Genomic DNA, 19610 nt, shown 5'->3' with positions numbered 1-19610 from the left:
GGTTTCTGGTTTCACCGCAACCGGAACACTGGTGGGGACGATGGGGAGGGGGGCCCCCCCCATGGCTGTGGGCTTTGGCCTCGGGGGGAGAAATGGGGACCAGGGCCCACAAGGCATACGGGAATCAGCCGGTCGAGCGCGACAGCGCCTCCCGTACCGCCTCCTCCGTGCGTCCCACCACCGCGGAACCGTCGTCGGCGGTGATGATCGGCCGCTGGATCAGCTTGGGGTGTTCGGCGAGCGCCGCGATCCAGCGGTCGCGCGCGCCCTCGTCGCGCGGCCAGTCCTTCAGCCCCAGCTCCTTCGCCGCGGCCTCCTGCGTCCGGGTGATGTCCCACGGTTCGAGTCCGAGCCGGGCCAGTACGCCGCGGATCTCGTCCTGAGTGGGTACGTCGTCGAGGTAGCGGCGGACGGTGTATCCGGCGCCCTCCGCGTCGAGCAGAGTCAGCGCGCTGCGGCACTTCGAGCACGCCGGATTGATCCAGATCTCCATGGCACAACCGTACCGCGAGCCCCCTCGCGCCACGCCCGTCGAATCCCGGTCATGTGGCGCCTGACCAGGCCGCTTTGTCAGTGCCCCATCGTAGAATGGAGGCAGTGAAAGAGAGCGTGACCGACTGTCCCAGGAGGATGCCGATGGCCGCTGCCGCTACCACTCTTCCGGAACTGCCGAGCTTTACGACCCTGCCGAAGAAGCGCATGCCCGCCGGGCGTCCGCGTGAGTGGTACGAGACCCACAACCGCCGGCTGAAGGCCATGCGCCTGGCCATCGCTCTGCTCAACTCCGGTGTGTACCGCCCCGAGCAGGCGCGCAACCGCAAGATACGGGCCACCGCGGTCCGGATCGGTGTGCACCCGCCGTCCAACACCACGTGCCGCATGGTGCGCTCGCTCCTCCAGGAACACGACCGCTGACCGAACCGGGCCCTCGCCGCGCCCCCTTCACCGGGGCGCGGCGGGGGCCCGTCCCCACCACTCCGCTGCCTCGTCTCACCCCGCCGGCTTCAGGCGCTCGACCTTCGGCAGCAGGAACGCGTAGGTGGCGGCGCCGAGCAGGGCCACACACCCCGCCAGCGTCAGGGGCAGCACGAACGAGTGGGTGATGCCCTTGAGCACCCCGAGCAGCAGCGGGGAGAGGATGCCGGCGATGTTGGCCGCCGTGTTCTGGATCCCCGCGATCGAGCCGACGTGTGCGCTCGTCGGGGCCACATCGGCGGGCAGCGCCCAGACGCTCGCCGCCGCGAAGGTGGAACAGAAGTAGGACACGGACAGCGCGGTCAGCGCCGTGCCGATGCCCGGCGAGACGACCGCGAGTGCGATCACCGAGGTGCCCAGCAGCCCGCCGACCAGCGGGATCTTCCGCGCCTTCGTACGCTCCGTGCCGCGCCGCACCAGCCAGTCGGAGAACAGGCCGCCGCTCCAGCCGCCCAGCATGGAGGCGATGCCGGGGATCATGCCGAGGAAGCCGAAGGACAGCGCGTCGAGGTGGTATTCGTCCACCAGGTAGGTCGGGAACCAGGTGATGAAGAAGTACGCGACGAAGTTGATACAGAAGAAGCCGAGCATCATCGCCCAGATCATCCGGAAGCGGAACAGGTCCCGCCAGCCGATCCGGGCGCTCGCCGCGGCCTCCTCGGCCGTCTCCTTCTCCTGCCCTGACTCGATGTACTCCCGCTCCGCGGCGCCGAGGCTCGGGTGCTCCTCCGGGTCGCGGTAGTAGAGCCACCAGCCCAGCGCCCACAGCACCCCGAGACCGCCCGCGACGGCGAACGCCCAGCGCCAGCCGAGGCCGGTGACCACCAGGGTGACCAGGGGGATCGACAGGGCGCCGCCGACCGCGTTGCCGTTGTTGAAGGTCGCGGAGGCGAAACTGCGCTCGGAGGCCGGGAACCAGCGGGAGACCACCTTGGCGCTGGAGGGGAAGCTGGGTGCTTCGCCGAGGCCGAGCAGGGCACGCAGCCCCACCAGCGACGCCACGCCACGGGCCATGCCCATGGCCGCGGTGGCCAGCCCCCACCACAGGCTCGCGATGGCGAGCATGATGCGCGGGCCGACCTTGTCGGCGAGCCAGCCGCCGGGCATCTGCCCGAAGGCGTACGTCCAGAAGAACGCCGACAGCAGCAGTCCGCCGACCCCGTCGGACAGGCCGAGGTCCTCGGTGATGTGCGGCAGCGCGACGCTGAGCGTGGCGCGGTCGATGTAGTTGATGGTGATACCGGCGAACAGCAGCCCGAGGACGACGAAGCGGACCTTGCCGGCGCGTCCGCCCGGTCTCTTGCGCGTGGCCGCGTCGGGGGCCGGTGCGGAGGTCTTGCCGAGAGCCATCGCGCTCACACCCCCGCCGGTGGCCGGGCGCCGCCACTGATGACACCGTTGACCACGTTCCGCGGGGCCTCGCCCGACAGCACCCGGTCCACGCTCTCCACGAGCCGCGCCCGGATGGCGTGGTACGCCTCGACCGTCACCCCGGCCGTGTGCGGAGTGAGCAGCACATCGGACCGGCCGCGCAGCGGGGAGTCGGCGGGCAGCGGCTCCTCCGCGAACACATCGAGCGCGGCACCCGCCAGCTGCCCCGAGTCCAGGGCCTCGACCAGCGCGTCCTCGTCCAGCACACCGCCACGTCCGGCGTTGAGGACGTAACCGCCCCGGGGCATCCGGGACAGCAGGGACTCCCCGACGACACCACGGGTGGCCTCGTTGAGCGGCATGTGCAGGGTGAGCACGTTCGAGCGGGAGGCCAGGTCGTCCAGGCTCACATACGTACGGTCCGGCTCGGAGCGCACCGGGTCGTGCACCAGGACGTCGCTTCCGAACCCGTCGAGGCGGCGCGCGACGGCGCGGCCGATGCTGCCGAACCCGGCGATGCCCACGGTGAGCGCGGACAGGTCGCGCCCGCGCAGCCCCTCGGGTCCCCAGCCACCGTTCTCGATCTTCGCGTGACCCGCCGCGTAGTGGCGCAGGAGGGAGAGCAGGGCGCCCACGGTCCAGTCCGCCACGGCGTCGGTGTTGAAGCCGGGGAGGTTCGCGACCGGGATGGAGCGCTCGGCGGCGGCCAGGTGGTCGACGCCGTCGAAGCCGACGGCCACCGACTGCACGAGGCGGCAGCGCTCCATCCCGTCGAGCAGCTCCGCGGAGATCCCGCGCTCCTTCTCCAGCGGGGCGAGCACGATCGTCGCGTCGGCGAGCGCGTCGCGGTGGTCGTGCGGATCCTCGTCCGGCCCGATCTCGGTGATGCTCAGCTCGGGGTGGCCGGGCAGCAGCCGACGCAGCTCGTCGGCGCCGAGATCGTTCAGGTGGTACAGGGTCACGAGATGTTCGGACATCACATGCGGCTCCTGGAGTGATGTGGTGGGCCCTGGGGGGTGGCATGAGTTTTCGCCACGGTTACGATCTCTGTCAACGGTTAACCGAAAACGGATAACGGTTTTCCGAGTGAGGAGTCAGGCCCATGGACCGTCAGCGCACCGTCGTCACCGCGCTCACCACGCCGTTCACCCCGAGCGGCGATCTCGACCTGGACGCGGCCCGCGCCCAGTACGGCTTCGCCGCCCGCACCACCGGACAGCTGCTCGTGGCCGGAACCACCGGAGAATTCCCCGCGCTGAGCGAGGGCGAACGGCTGCTGCTGATCGAGACCGCGTTGCAGGAGGCGGGTGCCGACGGCGTAATCGCGCACATCGGCGCCGCCGACGCGCACACCGCCGTCCGGCTCACCCGGGCCGCCGTGGCGGCCGGTGTCCGCCGCATCGCCGCGCTCACCCCGTACTACCTGCCCGCGCGCGCGGACGAACTGGAGGCGTACTTCAGCCGGATCCGGCTCGCAGCTCCGGATGTCCAGCTGTACGCGTACCTCTTCCCCGAGCGCAGTGGTCTGACGGTCGGGCCGGTGGAATTCGGCAAGCTGGCCGCCTCCTGCGGGCTGGCCGGCGTCAAGCTGAGCGGCACCCCCTCCACCGAGGTGGCCGCGTACCGCGCCGAACTCCCGGAGGAGTTCGAGGTCTACTCGGGCAACGACCAGCGGCTCGCCGACGTCCTGGCCGCCGGTGGCGCCGGGGTGGTCTCGGGCTGCTCGGCCGCCCTCCCCGAGCCCTTCCTCGACCTGGCCGCGGCGCTGCGCGACGACACCGCCGGCCCGGCCCGGCTCGCCGCCGCCCAGGACCTGGTGGACCGTACGGTCGGACTGCTTGGCCCCAGCATCGGCCGGGTCAAGCACGCCCAGACGGCTCGCGGGCTGCCCGCCGGAACCTCCCGGATGACCGTGGGCGACCCGGACCGGGCGACCGCCGCCGACATCGAGGCGCTGGCCGGTGAGGTGTCCGGCCGCTGACCCTTCGGGTGCGGTCGGCCCACAGGCGCGGTCGGCTCAGGAGGCCGGGCTCACGGGCAGCGGCTGCTCCGCCCAGATGCACTTGCCCGTCGGGGTGAAGCGGGTGCCCCAGCGGTGGGAGAGCGCGGACACCAGCTGCAGGCCCCGCCCGCCCTCGTCGGTGTCCGAGGCCCGGCGGATCCGTGGCGTGGTGGGGCTGCCGTCCGACACCTCGCAGATCAGGCTGCGGCTGCGCAGCAGCCGCAGCCTGATGGGTCCCTTGGCGTGCCGGACCACATTGCCGACCAGCTCGCTGACCAGCAGCTCGGTGGTCATCGCCAGATCCTCCAGCTGCCAGGCGTCGAGCTTGTCGCGGACATGGTGGCGGGCCACCCCGGCGGCGATCGGCGCATCGGGCAGCCGCCAGGTCGCGATGTTGTCCGCGGTCATCGAATGTGTCCGGGCCACCAGCAGCGCCGCGTCGTCCTGGGTGCGCGACTGCTCGGGCAGCAGGGCGCCGACGAGGGTGTCGCACAGCCGGTCGAGATGGCCGAGGACGCGGCCCTCGCCCCCGTACGCCGGGGAGTCCCCGTCCCCGGCGGCGCTGGGGCGCGGAAGCAGGTCCGGTGTCGTGGCCAGCGCCTCGGCCAGGGTGCGGGAGAGGTACGCCATGCCGTGGTCGACGTCGCGGGTCGCGGACTCGATCAGCCCGTCCGTGCACAGCACCAGGATGCTGTCCTCCGGCAGTTGCACCTCGATGGTCTCGAACGGCGGGGTCGCGGCCCCGAGCGGCGGGTCGGGGGTGAAACCGGGGGAGTGCACCGTGCCGTCGGGGTGGATGATGGCGGGCGGCAGATGCCCCGCGCACGCGAAGGTGCACACGCTGGTGGTCGGATCGTAGATGGCGTACAGACACGTGGCGTAGAAGTCGTCACCGAGCGCCCCCACGAGATCGTTGAGGTGGGTCAGCAGCTCATCGGGCGGCAGCTCCAGATCGGCCAGCGTGTGCACGGCGGTGCGCAGCCGTCCCATGGTGGCCGCCTCGGTCAGCCCATGGCCCATGACGTCGCCGATGACCAGCGCGACCCGCTCCCCGGACAGCGGGATCAGGTCGTACCAGTCGCCGCCCACCTCCATGCCCTCCCCGGCCGGGAGGTAGCGCGCGGCGGCCGTGACGGCGGGCAGCGCGGGCAGCGTACGGGGAAGCAGCCCGCGCTGCAGCTCCTGGGCGCGGGTGTGCTCGGCGTCGTACAGCCGGGCCCGCTCCAGAGCCTGCGCCACCAGCCCGCTGATCGCGGTGAGCAGGGTCCGCTCCTCCTCGCCGAAGTGGCGCGGCCGGTCGAAGGAGACGACGTAGTAACCGGCCCGGTGGTCGGAGGCCACCAGAGGGAGGAACGCCCATGCCTTCTTCCCGCTCAGCGGCAGATAGCCGACCACCTCGGGGAAGCGCTTGGCGTAGTCCTCGGGCGAGGAGATGAACAGCGGGCTGCGGGAGCTGAGGACCTCGGTGACGGGCGAGCTGACGGGCGCGTTCGGCGGCAGGGGGACGTTGTCGAGGAAGCTCAGAAAGGCGTCCGAGTAGCCGGTGGAACCCACCACCCGCAGCCGCTTGTCCTCGATGAGCTGGCAGATCAGCCCGGTCGCCCCGAACGGCGGCAGCACCCGGTCGGCAACCGCCTTCACCACGTCCCGGGTGGTCAGCGCCTCGGCGAAGGCGCTGGTCAGCTCGGCGATCCGGGTGGCGCGCTCGGTGGCGGCGTGTGCGGCGGCGGAGCGCTCGGCGTCCAGCGCCCGGCGGTCGGTCACGTCCGTGATGTGCACCGTCATCCCGTCGGGCACCGGGACCAGCCGGATGTGGTACCAGCGGTTGCTGCGCGGCCAGCGGGCGTGGAAGTCGATGGGCGCCCTCGCCTCCGCCGCCCGCCGGAACCGCGGCTCGACGCCGATCGCCCGGGCCCGGGGAAGCTCCCACAGCACCTGGCCCCGCAGTTCCCCGGAGGCCCCGAGGAAGCGCTCGGCCTCGACATTGCCGTACGTGATCCGCCCGTCCTCGTCGACCACCAGGAACCCGTCGCCCATGTACTGCAGGGCGCGGCTGAAGGCGTCCCGGGAACGGCGGGTCTCGGTGATGTCCCACAGCGTGCCGACCACCCGGGCCGGAACCCCGTCCGTCCGGGAGACCACCCTCCCGCGGGCCTGCACCCAGCGGTACGTCCCGTCGGGCTGCCGCACCCGGTACTCGACGCTGTACTCGCTGCGGTCGCGCAGCCACTCGGCGCTGGAGACCGCCTGCACCCAGGGCATGTCCTCGGGGTGGATGGCGCCCAGCCAGGTGTTGACCTGGCCGTCGAAGGCGCCGGGCGCGAACCCCAGCAGCGTCTGCGCCTGGTCGTCGCAGGTCAGGGTGGCGCCGCGGAGATCCCACTCCCAGGCGCCGATCCGCGCCGTACGCAGCGCCCGCTGGAGCCAGGGGCCCGACCGCTGCTCCTCCGGCCCCCGGGCCCGGCCGGTGTCCTGGGCGGCCGCCGCCAGCAGCCGCAGCCGCTGGGCCAGCCAGCCGGTGACCGTCCGGGCCAGATCGCGCTGGGCCGCGTCACCCGCCCGCGGCGCGGACGTCAGCACCGACAGCACCGCCAGCGGCGGCCCGCCGTTCATTGGCACCGGGATGGCCGCCATGCACACACCGGGCGGGATGGTCCGGGTGAGGGAGCCGCGGTCGGCCGGGGTGGCGGCCCACAGGGCGCTGCCGCCGTGGAAGGCGGCCATCGGGGCGACCGGATCGCCCCACTCGATGGTCTGCCACGCCCTCGGCAGTGGACCGCTGAGGCCGCTGGTGGCCACCAGCCGCAGCCCCAGCCCGTCCGGCCTGCGCAGATGCGCCATGCCGCCCAGCCCCTGCAGCCCGGACACCAGATGGTCGAGCGCCAGCCGCAGCAGCTCCGCGTCGCCCAGCCCGCCACTCGCGGTTTCGAGCAGCCGCAGCCGTGTCCGCTCCGCCTCCCGGGCCGGGGTGTGCTCCCGCGCCGGGGTGCGGTCCTGTGCCGGGTGCCGCTCGTTTACACCCACGCGATCACCTGCGCTCTGCGAGGGCCGGACCAACTGGCCCGGCCCTCGGGGTCAGTCTCTCTCTAAGAATATGTCCGCATTTTCAAGCGTTTCACCCTCCATGGCGACATCCATTTCGCCGCGGAGGGAGTTCTGTGATGACCCAGCAACTGCCGTCGGCGGTGGTCGACCGTCCGGTCGTCCGCTCGTACGCGACCTACGCCGCCGCCCAGCGCGCGGTCGACTTCCTGTCCGACAACAAATTCCCCGTCGAGCACACCGCGATCATCGGCTCCGACCTGCGCATGGTCGAGACGGTGCTCGGGCGGCTCACCCGCGGCCGGGCCGCGCTCGCCGGGGTGGGCACCGGCGCCTGGTTCGGCCTGCTGATTGGCCTGCTGCTGTCGGTGTTCGCCCTGGGGTCCCACAACGTGTTCGTACTGATCCTCAGCGGCATCCTCTACGGCGCCGTCTTCGGCGCCATCGCGGGCTTCGCCGGGCACGCCCTGACCGGCGGACGCCGCGATTTCTCCTCCCGGAGCCAGATCGTGGCCGCGCGCTATGACGTGGTCGCCGACGCCGAGGTCGCCGAAGAGGCGAAGAACATGCTGATCAAACTGGACTGGCGGGAGGGCTGACCCGCCCCGGAGCCCGCCCCGGCGGCTGACGGGGGGTCCTGTCGTGTACTAACTGCCTTAGCAGTAAGGTGAGGGTGACGGGCTACCCATCATTGTCATCGTCGGAGGAACGGCGTGAACGCGAGCGGACGTGTACGAACGGGCGGTGTCCTGCGACGCCTCCTGTTCGTCGTCGTGCTCGCGCTCGGTGTGCTGGTGATGCACTCCATGGGGCACCCCGACGGCGGCTCGGGACCGGGCTCGGCCTCGGGCACCTCGGCGCACGCCTTCGGCGGGACGCACCAGACCATGCGCGACGACGCGCCGCGGGCCATGGCCCCTCACGACGACTCCCCGGACGTGTCCGCCGTCGCCGCGCACCCCGCTCCGTCCGCACCCATGACCGGGATGGACATGGCCTCGCTGTGCGTGGCCGTGCTCGGCGCGTGGGTGCTCACGGCCGTGCTGCGGGCCGCCCTCGTACGGCGTCGTGGCCCGCCCCCGCCCCGGTTCGCCCCGGTGGTCGCCGTACCGCGGCCCGTCCCTCCCTCGCCGTGCCCTGACCTCACCGCGTTGTCGGTCCTGCGGATTTAGGCCGTACCCGCGCCATCCGCAGAACGCAGAAGCGCAGAAGCGCGAGACACCGACATCACACACGGCATGAGGTATTTCGGCATGACCACTTTCCCGCAGACCCCGCGCCGCCTGGCAATGGTGGGCATCGTCGCCATCGGCGGACTGCTGCTCACCGCCTGCGGCGGGAACGATGACATGAAGGGCATGGAGCACGGGAGCAAGGACTCCTCCGCCTCCGCGAAGGCCACCGCGTCCTCGGCGCCGGGTGGCTTCAACGACGCGGATGTCTCCTTCGCGCAGATGATGATCCCGCACCACCAGCAGGCGCTGGAGATGGCGAAGCTGGCGGACGGCCGGGCCGAGGACGGGCAGATCACCTCGCTCGCCGGGAAGATCGAGAAGGCCCAGGACCCCGAGATCACGACCATGAAGTCCTGGCTGAAGGGCTGGGGCAAGCCGGTTTCGCCGTCCTCGGGCAGCATGCCCGGCATGGACCACGGATCGGGTGGTTCGGACAGCATGCCCGGCATGGACCATGGATCGAAGGGCTCGGACGGCATGGCCGGAATGATGTCCCAGAAGGACATGGACCGGCTGGAGGCCGCCAAGGGCACCGACTTCGACCGCGCCTTCGCGCAGATGATGATCGGCCACCACAAGGGCGCGATCACCATGGCCGAGGACGAGCAGAAGAAGGGCCGTAACGCCACCGCCAAGAAGCTCGCCGGGGACGTCATCAAGAACCAGTCCGCCGAGGTGACCACCCTGCGGAAGATCCTCGACCGGCTCTGAGCCGCGGCAACCGCCGCGCCCCGGGGGTGTCTACATCATCCCCGGGGCGCAGCCCACCACCACGGGTAGCAGCGGGAGGGCCGCGGCGGCCGTGGCCACCGCGAGCCGAAGCGCGGGATGGGGGCGGCGGTGCGGGCCCAGCAGGCGGCGCAGCCGGACCAGGGCGCCGGGGCCACCGGCCGCGAAGGCCCCGCGGGGGGTGCGGCCCGCCGCCATGGCGTACAGCGCCGTGGCAAGCGTCTCGCGCGGGTGGCGGCGCAGCGCGCGGTCATCCGCCGCCATCTCCAGCAGCATCGCCGTCTGCTCCCGGGCGGCACGGGCCAGTGGCAGCCACCGGAAGGCCCTCGCGAACGCCTCGGCGGCGGCCAGCGCCAGATGGTGGCGGCCCGCGATGTGCGCGCGCTCATGGTCCAGCGCGGCGTCGAGCTGGGCGCCGGACAGCGCCCGCAGCGCGCCCGTGCTGACGACCACCCGCGGGCAGCGCCCCGGCAGGCAGTACACGGCGGGCAGCTCATGGTCGAGGACGGTGGCGCGCAGCCGCGCCGAGCGGCGGCCGACCAGATCCAGTACGCCCATGTGGCGGGAGCGGGCCCGGCGCGCCCGCAGCACCTCGTGGCCGAAGCGCGCGAGCGTGACCAGCGCCACGAGGAGCGGCAGCGCGACGGCCGGGACGTCGAAAGGGCCGGGCACCGGGACGCGGGCGTGCCAGGTCAGCCCGCAGAAGTGGACTAAGCCGGACATTCCCGCGTCAAGGTGTCCGGTGGGGATGGCGAGGTGGTACGCGGCCAGCGCGATCGCGACCACGAACGACACGGTCAGCCCCTGCCAGGCCGCCACGGCGAGTGCGGGGGAGCGGTGTGGCCAGGCGCTGCGCAGCAGGGCCCGCGGGGCCAGGGTGCCGACCGCGGCCGCGTAACAGGCCAGGGCGAGCGCCGGAATCACTCCGGGTTCCGCCGCCCGGCCGCCCGCAGCGCCTTGCGCAGGGCGCTGACCTCCTCGGGGCCCATCTGCTCGACGAAATGGGCGAGGGCCGCGGGGCGGTCCTGGCTGGTGCCCAGGGCGTCCTCCATCAGCGCGGCGGAGTACTCCTCACGGCTGCGTACCGGCGAGTACAGCCAGGCCCGGCCTTCCTTGCCGCGCTGCAGCCAGCCCTTGTTGTAGAGGATGGTGGCCACGGTCATCACCGTGGTGTAAGCGACCGGCCGCTGTGTGTTGATGTCGTCGACGATCTCGCGCACCGTCGCCGGTCGCCGCCACGTCCACAGACGGTCCATGATCTCCGCCTCGAGATCCCCCAGCCGCCGCATGGACGCTTCCTTCCGCCGTCAGACGCTTACCTCCGTTAGTACGGAGGCCCATAGTAGAGAGCCGTCATCCCGGGGCGGACACCGGGGGGAATGCCGGGCGGGCCGAGAAGATCGCCGATCATCGCCGGCGCCGGGTGCTCCGCCCCTGGCCAAAGCCTCAACTGGCCTTGCGCACGATAGGATTGACCGGACGCGTATTCAACACGGGTAAGGCGAAAGGGAAGTCTGGATGAGTGGTCTGAACAAGGGGCTCGGGAAAATCGAGGTGGCGCTCAAGTGGGACCCCAGCCCCAGCGGTGAGTCGCCCAATGATCTCGACATCGTCGCCGGGACCTACCGTGCGACCGATCCGTACGGTGAACCCGCGTATCTGGTGCACTTCGACAGCCGGTCGCCCGACGGCACGATCTACCTCAACCGGGACAGTCGCACCGGCCAGGGACTGGGCACCGACGAGGCGATGACCCTGGAGTTCGAGCGGCTGTCCGAGGAGTACTCCCGCGTCGTGGTGGGTGTGGCCATCCAGCAGAGCGCCGGGCCGAAGACCTTCGGCGATATCCGGAACACCAGCGTCCGGATTGTCGAGGGATATACCGAGCTACTGGAAGGCGATTTCACCGGAGTCTCCGGAGCCACAGCAGCCACGGTCGCGGAGTTCACCCGGGACGAATCGGGGGAATGGGGAATCCACGGCGTCATCCGTGGATTCACCGTCGACCCGGAAACCTTTACGGATGTGATGGGCAAGGATTATTCCTGACCGCACTTGTGCGCATTCCCGTCGCCCGGGCGCACCCCGCTACGGGCCGATGTGAATCATTGACGCCCAGAACAGCGGTTCCGCATAGCGCCGTTGAGCACGCAGCCGCAGGACCGCCCGGTGCAGCGCGTGCGCCGAGGCGGCCGTCGACCGCGCCGCGCCCAGCGCCCCGTACACATCCCGGGCGAGAGCGGGTGTGATCACGTCCTTCAGCGTCCACAGGCTTCCGATCACATGGCGGTAGCCGCACAGCTGGAACGCCGAGGCGAGCGTGATCACCTCGTCGACCAGCGCGGTGCCGGGCGCGGCGGTGTGGCAGGCGGACAGACAGGCGAACTCCGCCTCGTCCAGCCGCTGGGTGGCCAGATCGTGCACGGTCAGCTCACCGCCGTGCAGCAGCAGCCCGCCGGACGACGGATCCTCGGGGTCGTACGAGCCGTGGCACGCCAGATGCGCGTACGGATGGGTGCGCAGCGCGGCGAGTACGGCCTCGGGGGTGGCGTCCGCGCCCAGCAGCCGGGTCTGCCCGACCGGCAGCTCGGCCACCGCGGCCAGCTCGTCGTCGACCGCGGGCAGGGGCTGAAGAGCGGCGCCCTCCGCACCGGCCGGTGGCGCGGACACTCCCACGACGGCCAGCGTGGGCGGCTTGCCGGACGGCGCGGCCCGGCCCCGGGCGTGCAGCAGGGCGCCCAGCGTGGGCGTGTACGACGACACCACCCGGTCCAGCACATGGCTGCCGTCCGAGGGGCACCGCGCCGCGTGCAGCGGCAGCAGGGCCAGGGGGCCGGTGGGACACCACCACAGCCGCGGCCACTCGCTCTCCTCGGCCTCCGGCGCCACCGGCCGGTCCAGCCCGAGCCGGGCGAGCACGGGGCCCGCGATGTGCCGCCACAGCCACTCCAGCGTTTCCTCCATGGTCCGCTGGTGGGTGCCCGCGTCGGCCAGGCCCGCGGCGGAGGACAGCGCGGTGACGGCGGCGTGGAAGCCCTCGGCGCGGCGGCCGGCCTCGGTCCGGGTGACCCCGGCGAGCGGAAGCACCTCGACGCCGGTCTCGCCGTCGGCGTCGGCACGCAGCAGCAGGGCGTCGCAGCGCAGCTCGGAGATGTTGAGCACCACGACCGGACCCCGCGCGGCCACCGTACGCAGCCGCTCCCAGCCGAGCGGCCGGTGGAACCGTTCGAAGCCGCCGAGCGCCCGGATCTCGGTCAGGAGGGCGTCGAACTCCGCTGTGAGGGCGGCGCGTTGCTCGAAGGGGCCGCGCTCCTCGATCAGCTCGGCGCAGACCCGCGCGAACCGCCCGGCCAGCTCGGGCGCCGCCTTCGCCAGCTCGGGATGGCGGCCGCGCAGCCGCAGCGCCTGGGCGAGCAGCACACCACGGCCCTGTTCGAGCCGTACCAGCGCCGCCTGGGGACGGCCCGCGCTGATCTCGACGGCGGCGGCGTCGCAGGCCAGCGACGACAGCTCGCGCAGCCGCACCTCCCGCGACCGCCGGTCCAGAGCCCGGCCGGTGAGCTTGGGCAGCAGATCGTCCAGCGCGACTCCGAACGCCTTCGTGGCCTCGGGCAGATCGCCGCAGTACGCGCTGTTCAGCCCCCATAGACAGGCCGCCGTCAGCCGGAAGCGGATGTCCTCGCCCGGTGCGAGCGCGGTGGCGCCGAACTGCCGCAGGGCGGCGAGGAGATCGCCCGGGGAGCGTGTCAGGCCCGAGCGTGCCGTCAGGAGTGCCCCCAGCTCCATGCTCGCCGCCTGCCACTGGGGGCTGGTGGCCGACGTCGTGTCCAGCACCCCGCGCAGCAACGCGATGCCGCGGTCGACCTCGGCGATCAGCCCGGTGTGCTTGCCGCGCGCGCCGAGGGCGACGGCCAGCTTGACGCGCATCACGGGATGGTCGTGCTGATGGGCCGGGGTGGCGGCCACCGCATGCTCCAAGTGGCGGATGGCCTCGGCGAGTTCGGCGACGTTCCCCCGGGCCTGGAAGCGGGCGTGCAGCACGGCGGCCAGATTGGTGAGCAACTGGCCGTAGTGGGGCGACAGGGGAGTGCTGCCCGCCATCGAGTTCCGGGCGGCCGCGGTGGCGGCGTCGAGATCGGCCGGACTGCCGGTGTTGACGTACTGGTCGAGGAGGGAGAGGCCGAGCAGGGAGTACGCCGGACAGCGCATCGCGGGGTCGGCCACGGCCCGTACGACGCCCCGCAGGAGGCCGATCGCCTCGGTCAGGTCGCCGAGGTGGCCGGTGGCCTCGAAGCGCATGCGCAACAGATTGCCCAGGCTGATCCGGTGGCCTTCACGGGCCGGATCGTCGGCGGTCGTGGCGTCCAGGGCCGCTCGTACGCCGGAGATGGAGGTGTCCAGATCGCCCGGCGCTCCCGTCCGGGTGTACCGGACCATGCGCCCGCTCGGCGTGGCATCGTCGGCGGCGGGGGCGGGCGGTGTCATCTTGGCCTGCGCCCCGGCCAGCGCCTTCAGCGCCGCCGCGGGCGGCTGCTCGTCGTCGGGGAACGCCGCCACGGCCTGCCGCATCAGCGCGACCGCCGCGGTGAGCAGCGTCTGACCGCCGGTGAGATCGAAGAGCGTGGCCAGCGCGGAGCCCTCGTTGAAGAGGATCCCGGGGGCATCCTTCTCGGACGCCCTCTCCCGCGCGTGCCGGAACATCTCGGCGGCTCGCCACAGCCCGGCCTCGTCCCGGGCGGACGCACTGCCGGACAACAGCACCACGGCGATCGCGTGCAGGATCTTCCAGGCCGGTGCCACGCGTGCGGCCGTGCCGGTCAGCGCATCCCTGAGCGGCCGGGGGAGGGCGGCGGGCCGCAGCGCGTGCACGACGGAGAAGAGGGAGCCGGAAGCGATGCCGTCCTCCCCGGCCTCGGCCCCGGGGGCGTGCGGGTATCGCGCCAGGTGGAAGCAGGCCGCCAGATAGACCGCCTCGATGTCCACCTCGGCCGCGCCGACCTGCTCGGGCGTCAGACGGTCCCGGGCGCGGTCGACGATCGTCGCCATATTGCGCAGGGTCTCCGGGGACAGCACCGACTCCCGGCTGTCGCGGGCGAACGGGAGCTTCCGGTCGGGATCGGCCATCGCCTCGCGGATCAGCCGACGCAGATTTTCGTCCATATAGTCCCTTATGGGCGTCATGGTGACGTGCCCCGCGCCTCCGCGCGGGCGGAACGGCGTGATCCGCGGCATACCGCGGTGGGTGTACGGCGCGTTGCCGGATACTCCTTGAGAAGCAGGACGGAATCCGTCTGATGTCAGCTCCGGTGTCGGGATCTCATGCCTAGGGTTCTGTCATGGATCTCCGAAAGACCCTGCGCGGTCGACGGCTGCTCGCGACGGTGGCCGCCGTCGTCGTCCTCGCGGGCACGGGCACGTGGGGTGCCGCCGTAGCGGCCGACGACGGGCCGACCGTGCACCGTGAGGACCGGGTGCTGGACATGCCGGGGACGCGCCTCGACACCTCGTACTTCACCGCGGGCCAGGGCCGCCGCCCCGCGGTGCTGCTCGCCCACGGCTTCGGGGGCAGCAAGGAGGATGTCCGGGAGCAGGCCGAGGAGCTGGCGCGGGACGGCTACGCCGTGCTGACCTGGTCGGCGCGCGGCTTCGGCACCTCGACCGGCAAGATCGGGCTCAACGACCCGGACCATGAGGTGGCCGACGCCCGGCGGCTCATCGACTGGCTGGCCAAGCGGCCCGAGGTGCGGCTCGATGCCCGGGGCGATCCGCGCGTGGGCGTCGCCGGTGCCTCGTACGGCGGAGCGCTGTCCCTCCTCGCCGCGGGGTACGACCGGCGGGTCGACGCCATCGCGCCCGAGATCACGTACTGGAATCTGGCGGACGCGCTCTTCCCGAACGGCGTGTTCAAGAAGCTGTGGGCCGGGCTCTTCTTCACCACCGGCTCGGCCGATCTCTCCGGCGGCGGACAAGGGGGCCAGGACTCCCAGGGCTCCCAGGACGCGACCGGATCACAGGGCGGCGAAGGCGGCCAGGGTGGCGGCGGCCAGGGGGCCCAGGGCGGCCAGGGGGGCGGCCAGACCGCTCCGAGTGCCCCGGCTGCCGGGGACGGGCGGAACCAGGGGTGCGGACGGTTCGAGAAGCAGCTCTGCGCGATGTACGAGCGCGTCGCCGTCGCCGGAAAGCCGGACGACGCGGCCCGGCGCCTGCTGGAGGCCCGCAGCCCGTCCGCCGTGGGCGACCGGATCAAGGTCCCGGCGCTGATCTTCCAGGGCCAGTCCGACTCCCTCTTCCCGCTCGGCCAGGCCGACGAGATGGCGAAGACGATCAAGGCCAACGGTGCCCCGGTCGACGTCGACTGGACCGACGGGGGACACGACGGCGGCGACCGCGAGACCGGGCGCGTCCAGTCCCGCACCCGGGACTGGTTCGACCGCTACCTCAAGGGCGACCGGGCCACCGACACCGGGCCCGCCTTCCGGGTCACCCGTGCCGGTGGCGTCGACTCCACCAACGGCGCCGTCCAGCTGCGCGGCGCCACCGGCGACCGCTACCCGGGCCTGGAGGACGGCCGGCGGACCGTGGCGCTGCGCGGCCGCGAGCAGTCGTTCGCGAACCCGCCCGGCGGCGGACCGCCCTCGGTCTCCACGGTGCCGGGTATCGCCGCGCTGTCCCAGGCGTCCTCGTTCGGTATCGGCGTCTCCCTCGACATCCCCGGCCAGTTCGCCCGCTTCGACTCGGCGCCGCTCGAGCAGCCCCTGCGGATCACCGGGGCACCCGAGGTGAAGGTCCGGGTGCGGGCGGACGCCGACGACGCCGTGCTGTTCGCCAAGGTCTACGACGTCGGGCCGGACGGACAGCAGACGCTGCCCTCCCAGCTCGTCGCGCCCGTCCGCGTCACCGACGCGAAGAAGGGGAAGACCGTCACGCTCCGGCTGCCCGCCGTCGACCACGAAATCATCGCGGGCCACTCGCTGCGGCTCGTGCTCGCCTCCACCGACCTCGGGTACGCCACCCCGGCCCAGCCCGCCACGTACCGCGTCGCGCTCGCGGGCGACGGCCTCACGGTGCCCACCGCGCCCGGGACGCACACCGAGCCCGCACCGCTGTCGTGGTGGGTGTGGGGACTGCCGCTGGGCGGCGCCGTGGTGGCGCTCGCGCTGCTGCTGACCGGCCGTCGGCCGACGGCCGCGCCGCCGCCGGACCCCGCGCTGGCCGACGTACCGCTGCAGATCACCGACCTCAGCAAGCGCTACGCCAAGTCCGCCGACCGGTACGCCGTACGCGACCTCTCCTTCCGCGTCGAGAAGGGGCAGGTGCTCGGACTGCTCGGGCCCAACGGCGCCGGAAAGACCACCACGCTGCGCATGCTGATGGGCCTCATCGGCCCGGACGGCGGGGAGATCCGTGTCTTCGGCCAGGCCATCCGCCCCGGCGCACCCGTCCTGTCCCGGGTGGGTGCCTTCGTTGAGGGAGCGGGCTTCCTGCCGCATCTGACCGGACGCGCCAACCTGGAGCTGTACTGGCGCGCCACCGGACGGCCCGCCGAGGACGCGCACCTGGACGAGGCGCTGGAGATCGCGGGCCTGGGCGACGCGCTGGAGCGCGCGGTGCGCACGTACTCCCAGGGCATGCGGCAGCGGCTGGCCATCGCCCAGGCCATGCTGGGCCTGCCGGATCTGCTCATCCTGGATGAGCCGACCAACGGCCTCGACCCGCCCCAGATCCGCGAGATGCGCGAGGTGATGATCCGGTACGCGGCCGACGGCCGCACGGTGATCGTCTCCAGCCATCTCCTGGCCGAGGTCGAACAGTCCTGCACCCATCTGGTCGTCATGGACCGCGGACGGCTGGTGCAGGCAGGCCCGGTCGGGGAGATCACCGGCACGGGGGAGAGCCTGCTGGTCGGCCACGAGGGCGAGCTGAGCGACGCCCTGGTCGACAAGGTGAGCGCCCTGCCCGGCATCACCTCCGCGGCGCGCACCGACGCCGGGCTGCTCGTCCTGATCGAGGACGCCACCCCGGCGCGGCTGCTCGCCGAGCTGATGCGGCTGGAGATCCCGGTGACCAGCTTCGGGCCCAACCGGCGCCTGGAGGACGCGTTTCTGACGCTGATCGAAGGAGGCTCCGCATGAGCGCTTCCGTGACGGAGGCGGCGCCCGGCTACCGGGCGCGCCACACCCTGCCCCTGCGGGTCGAGGCGGTACGGCAGCTGCGTCGGCGCCGCACCCTGGTGATGGGCGTGGTGCTGGCCGCGCTGCCGTTCGTCCTCGTCGCCGCGTTCGCGATCGGAGGCACGCCCGAGGGGCGGGACGGCCGGGTCACCCTGATGGAAACCGCCACCTCCTCGGGCGCCAACCTCGCGGCCACCGCGCTCTTCGTCTCGGCGGCCTTCCTGCTGGTCGTGCCCGTGGCGCTGTTCTGCGGCGACACCGTCGCCTCGGAGGCCAACTGGTCCTCGCTGCGCTATCTGCTGGCCGCGCCCGTGCCCCGGGCGCGGCTGCTGGCCGGAAAGCTGGCCGTGGCGCTGGGGTTCAGCGCGGCCGCGATGGTGCTGCTGCCGTTCGTCGCGCTGCTGGTGGGGACGGTGGCGTACGGCTGGGGGCCGCTGCGCCTGCCCACCGGCGGCGAGCTGGGAACGGGTGACGCACTCGCCCGGCTCGCCGTGGTGGTCGCGTACATCTTCCTGTCCCAACTGGTCACCGCCGCCCTCGCGTTCTGGCTGTCGACCGTCACGGACGCACCGCTGGGCGCAGTGGGCGGGGCGGTCGGGCTGACCATCGTGGGCAATGTGCTGGACGCCGTCACGGCGCTGGGCTCGTGGCGCGAGTTCCTGCCCGCGCACTGGCAGTTCGCCTGGGCCGACGCACTCCAGCCCCACCTGGAGTGGGGTGGAATGCTCAAGGGGACGTCGGTGTCCGTGACGTACGCGCTGGTGCTCTTCGCCCTCGCCTTCCGCGGCTTCGGCCGGAAGGACGTGGTGTCCTAGGCCGCGAGGGCCCCGGTCAGTAGTCCTTGAGGGTCAGCGAGTTGACCACCTTGTAGAAGTCCTCGGTGTACGCGTCCTGGCCGTCCCCGTCGACCTCGGCTTCCATGCGCTCCTGGTTGGCCAGGGCCAGCCCCTGGTTGGCGGTCACGAAGTCGCGCAGCTCGCGCTCGTAGGCGGCGAAGGCCGTGGTGTGGTCACCATCCGCGGCCTTCAGCTCGCCCGCCAGGACATACGCCCCGACCAGGGCCATGGAGGTGCCCTGGCCGGCGGCGGGCGAGCCGCAGTAGCCCGCGTCGCCGAGCAGCGCCACCCGGCCACGGGACCAGGAGTCCATATGAATCTGGGCCACCGCGTCGAAGTGGAAGTCGGGGGCGCCCCACATGTACTCCAGCAGCCGTGGCATCTCCCAGCGCGCCTCCGCGTACCGCTCCGCCACCAGCTGCTTGTGCTCCGAGGGGGTCCGGTCGCCGAGGACCTGGGCGGGCGGCTCGTCCGAGTCGAACCCGACGTAGACCCGGGCCTCGGTGTTGTCGCGGACGCTCATCACCATCCCGCCCCACGCGCCTTCGCCCTTCATCAGGTAGGCCACCTGCCAGCGGTCGAGACCGAGATAGTTCGGCACGGTCCACACCGCCAGATAACTCCCCAGCGGGCGAATGAAGTTCTCCTCGGGGCCGAAGACGAGCCCACGGGTGCCGGAGTGCACTCCGTCGGCGGCCACCACAAGATCGAAGGTGCGCGACACTCCACTGCGGAAGGTGACGGCCACCTCGCCGGGGCCCTGGGCGAGTGCGGCGATCGAGTCGTCGAAGAGATATTCGATGCCGTTTCCACCCGCGCCGACGAGAATCGTCGCCAGATCGTCGCGGAGAATCTCGACGTCGGGGCGGTCGAGCTGACCGCCGCTCAAGGTCCAATCGGTGGTCCTGGACAGTTCCTTGCCGTCGTCGTCGACCGTCGACATACCGCGCAGGCCGGTGCTCTGCGCGCGGATCTCCTCCAGCACCCCCATGCGCTCACACACCTCCAACGCCGTGCCCCGGACGTCGATGGCCTGCCCTCCGGGCCGCAGCCGGGCATACCGCTCCACCACGGTGACCTCGTACCCGTAGCGGTCCAGCCAGTACGCCAGAGCCGGTCCGCCCACGCTGGCACCGGAAATCAGGACTCTCATATTCCGCATCGTGAACTCCTTTTCCGTCCCCCGAATCGCTTCTTCTCGTAAGAGTGAGGGAGGCCACCGACACCGCACCGATGCGCCGCCTACGCG

Annotated in this window: 16 protein-coding genes; 8 read left to right on the top strand and 8 right to left on the bottom strand. The window is 72.2% G+C overall.

The features are described 5' to 3' along the window. Nucleotides 1-124 precede the first annotated feature (124 nt). Nucleotides 125-493: an arsenate reductase family protein gene (locus ACZ59A_RS41175; protein WP_468050362.1), complete on the bottom strand. Its 369-nt coding sequence runs from the start codon at nt 491-493 to the stop codon at nt 125-127. A gap of 143 nt (nt 494-636) precedes the next feature. On the opposite strand from ACZ59A_RS41175, the gene ACZ59A_RS41170 reads away from it, so the two are divergent. Further along, entirely contained in the window at nt 637-915 is a 279-nt protein-coding gene (locus tag ACZ59A_RS41170) for a hypothetical protein (RefSeq protein WP_470970015.1), read from the top strand. Between the two features lie 75 nt (nt 916-990). On the opposite strand, the gene ACZ59A_RS41165 is transcribed toward ACZ59A_RS41170, so the two are convergent. Beyond that, a complete protein-coding gene (locus ACZ59A_RS41165) occupies nt 991-2325 on the bottom strand; it encodes an MFS transporter (protein WP_470970012.1) in 1335 nt (444 codons plus the stop codon). 5 nt (nt 2326-2330) lie between these two features. Next, the gene (locus tag ACZ59A_RS41160; protein ID WP_470970009.1) at nt 2331-3323 is read right to left on the bottom strand and encodes a 2-hydroxyacid dehydrogenase; all 993 of its coding nucleotides are present in this window, start codon (nt 3321-3323) and stop codon (nt 2331-2333) included. Between the two features lie 125 nt (nt 3324-3448). Here ACZ59A_RS41160 and ACZ59A_RS41155 point away from each other — a divergent pair, with 125 nt between their 5' ends. Further along, nucleotides 3449-4327: a dihydrodipicolinate synthase family protein gene (locus ACZ59A_RS41155; RefSeq protein WP_470970006.1), complete on the top strand. Its 879-nt coding sequence runs from the start codon at nt 3449-3451 to the stop codon at nt 4325-4327. Between the two features lie 36 nt (nt 4328-4363). On the opposite strand, the gene ACZ59A_RS41150 is transcribed toward ACZ59A_RS41155, so the two are convergent. Further along, nucleotides 4364-7372: a SpoIIE family protein phosphatase gene (locus tag ACZ59A_RS41150; protein ID WP_470970004.1), complete on the bottom strand. Its 3009-nt coding sequence runs from the start codon at nt 7370-7372 to the stop codon at nt 4364-4366. Between the two features lie 137 nt (nt 7373-7509). Between ACZ59A_RS41150 and ACZ59A_RS41145 the strand changes: the two genes are divergently transcribed. The 3 genes from ACZ59A_RS41145 to ACZ59A_RS41135 all read left to right on the top strand — a co-directional run bounded on the left by ACZ59A_RS41145 (nt 7510) and on the right by ACZ59A_RS41135 (nt 9336). Further along, on the top strand, nt 7510-7989 hold the full coding sequence (locus ACZ59A_RS41145) for a YflT domain-containing protein (protein WP_470970001.1): 480 nt from the start codon (nt 7510-7512) through the stop codon (nt 7987-7989). Nucleotides 7990-8103: 114 nt separating this feature from the next. Continuing rightward, a complete protein-coding gene (locus tag ACZ59A_RS41140; RefSeq protein ID WP_470969999.1) occupies nt 8104-8562 on the top strand; it encodes a DUF6153 family protein in 459 nt (152 codons plus the stop codon). Nucleotides 8563-8643: 81 nt separating this feature from the next. Further along, nucleotides 8644-9336 carry a DUF305 domain-containing protein gene (locus tag ACZ59A_RS41135; RefSeq protein ID WP_470969996.1) on the top strand — a complete coding sequence of 231 codons (693 nt, stop codon included), beginning with the start codon at nt 8644-8646 and terminating at the stop codon, nt 9334-9336. A gap of 30 nt (nt 9337-9366) precedes the next feature. Here the strand turns inward: ACZ59A_RS41135 and ACZ59A_RS41130 are convergent, their stop codons facing one another. Together ACZ59A_RS41130 and ACZ59A_RS41125 are read right to left on the bottom strand one after the other, a co-directional pair. Beyond that, nucleotides 9367-10278: a M56 family metallopeptidase gene (locus ACZ59A_RS41130; protein WP_470969993.1), complete on the bottom strand. Its 912-nt coding sequence runs from the start codon at nt 10276-10278 to the stop codon at nt 9367-9369. Continuing rightward, complete coding sequence (locus ACZ59A_RS41125; protein WP_470969990.1) at nt 10275-10643, bottom strand: BlaI/MecI/CopY family transcriptional regulator; 369 nt, start codon at nt 10641-10643, stop codon at nt 10275-10277. Before ACZ59A_RS41125 ends, ACZ59A_RS41130 begins: the two co-directional genes overlap by 4 nt. Nucleotides 10644-10872: 229 nt before the next feature. On the opposite strand from ACZ59A_RS41125, the gene ACZ59A_RS41120 reads away from it, so the two are divergent. After that, the gene (locus tag ACZ59A_RS41120; protein WP_470969988.1) at nt 10873-11403 is read left to right on the top strand and encodes a TerD family protein; all 531 of its coding nucleotides are present in this window, start codon (nt 10873-10875) and stop codon (nt 11401-11403) included. Nucleotides 11404-11442: 39 nt separating this feature from the next. On the opposite strand, the gene ACZ59A_RS41115 is transcribed toward ACZ59A_RS41120, so the two are convergent. Continuing rightward, a complete protein-coding gene (locus tag ACZ59A_RS41115; RefSeq protein ID WP_470969985.1) occupies nt 11443-14514 on the bottom strand; it encodes a CHAT domain-containing protein in 3072 nt (1023 codons plus the stop codon). Between the two features lie 176 nt (nt 14515-14690). Here ACZ59A_RS41115 and ACZ59A_RS41110 point away from each other — a divergent pair, with 176 nt between their 5' ends. Next, nucleotides 14691-17486, top strand: coding sequence for an alpha/beta fold hydrolase (locus ACZ59A_RS41110; protein ID WP_470969983.1), 2796 nt, complete (start codon nt 14691-14693; stop codon nt 17484-17486). Continuing rightward, nucleotides 17483-18340, top strand: a complete 858-nt coding sequence (locus ACZ59A_RS41105; protein ID WP_470969980.1) for an ABC transporter permease — start codon at nt 17483-17485, stop codon at nt 18338-18340. Before ACZ59A_RS41110 ends, ACZ59A_RS41105 begins: the two co-directional genes overlap by 4 nt. A gap of 16 nt (nt 18341-18356) precedes the next feature. Here the strand turns inward: ACZ59A_RS41105 and ACZ59A_RS41100 are convergent, their stop codons facing one another. Further along, entirely contained in the window at nt 18357-19523 is a 1167-nt protein-coding gene (locus ACZ59A_RS41100) for an FAD-dependent monooxygenase (protein ID WP_470969978.1), read from the bottom strand. Nucleotides 19524-19610 lie beyond the last annotated feature (87 nt).

The organism is Streptomyces sp. NPDC040405, assembly GCF_055595765.1.
The sequence above is the reverse complement of the archived record's forward strand: the minus strand, read 5'-3'. Positions and strand labels throughout refer to the sequence as shown.

Coding starts and splice junctions, on each gene's coding strand:
- ACZ59A_RS41175 (WP_468050362.1), bottom strand. CDS start 493: ATGGAGATCTGGATCAATCCGGCGTGCTCGAAGTGCCGCAGCGCGCTG.
- ACZ59A_RS41170 (WP_470970015.1), top strand. CDS start 637: ATGGCCGCTGCCGCTACCACTCTTCCGGAACTGCCGAGCTTTACGACC.
- ACZ59A_RS41165 (WP_470970012.1), bottom strand. CDS start 2,325: ATGGCTCTCGGCAAGACCTCCGCACCGGCCCCCGACGCGGCCACGCGC.
- ACZ59A_RS41160 (WP_470970009.1), bottom strand. CDS start 3,323: ATGTCCGAACATCTCGTGACCCTGTACCACCTGAACGATCTCGGCGCC.
- ACZ59A_RS41155 (WP_470970006.1), top strand. CDS start 3,449: ATGGACCGTCAGCGCACCGTCGTCACCGCGCTCACCACGCCGTTCACC.
- ACZ59A_RS41145 (WP_470970001.1), top strand. CDS start 7,510: ATGACCCAGCAACTGCCGTCGGCGGTGGTCGACCGTCCGGTCGTCCGC.
- ACZ59A_RS41135 (WP_470969996.1), top strand. CDS start 8,644: ATGACCACTTTCCCGCAGACCCCGCGCCGCCTGGCAATGGTGGGCATC.
- ACZ59A_RS41125 (WP_470969990.1), bottom strand. CDS start 10,643: ATGCGGCGGCTGGGGGATCTCGAGGCGGAGATCATGGACCGTCTGTGG.
- ACZ59A_RS41120 (WP_470969988.1), top strand. CDS start 10,873: ATGAGTGGTCTGAACAAGGGGCTCGGGAAAATCGAGGTGGCGCTCAAG.
- ACZ59A_RS41115 (WP_470969985.1), bottom strand. CDS start 14,514: ATGGACGAAAATCTGCGTCGGCTGATCCGCGAGGCGATGGCCGATCCC.
- ACZ59A_RS41110 (WP_470969983.1), top strand. CDS start 14,691: ATGGATCTCCGAAAGACCCTGCGCGGTCGACGGCTGCTCGCGACGGTG.
- ACZ59A_RS41105 (WP_470969980.1), top strand. CDS start 17,483: ATGAGCGCTTCCGTGACGGAGGCGGCGCCCGGCTACCGGGCGCGCCAC.
- ACZ59A_RS41100 (WP_470969978.1), bottom strand. CDS start 19,523: ATGCGGAATATGAGAGTCCTGATTTCCGGTGCCAGCGTGGGCGGACCG.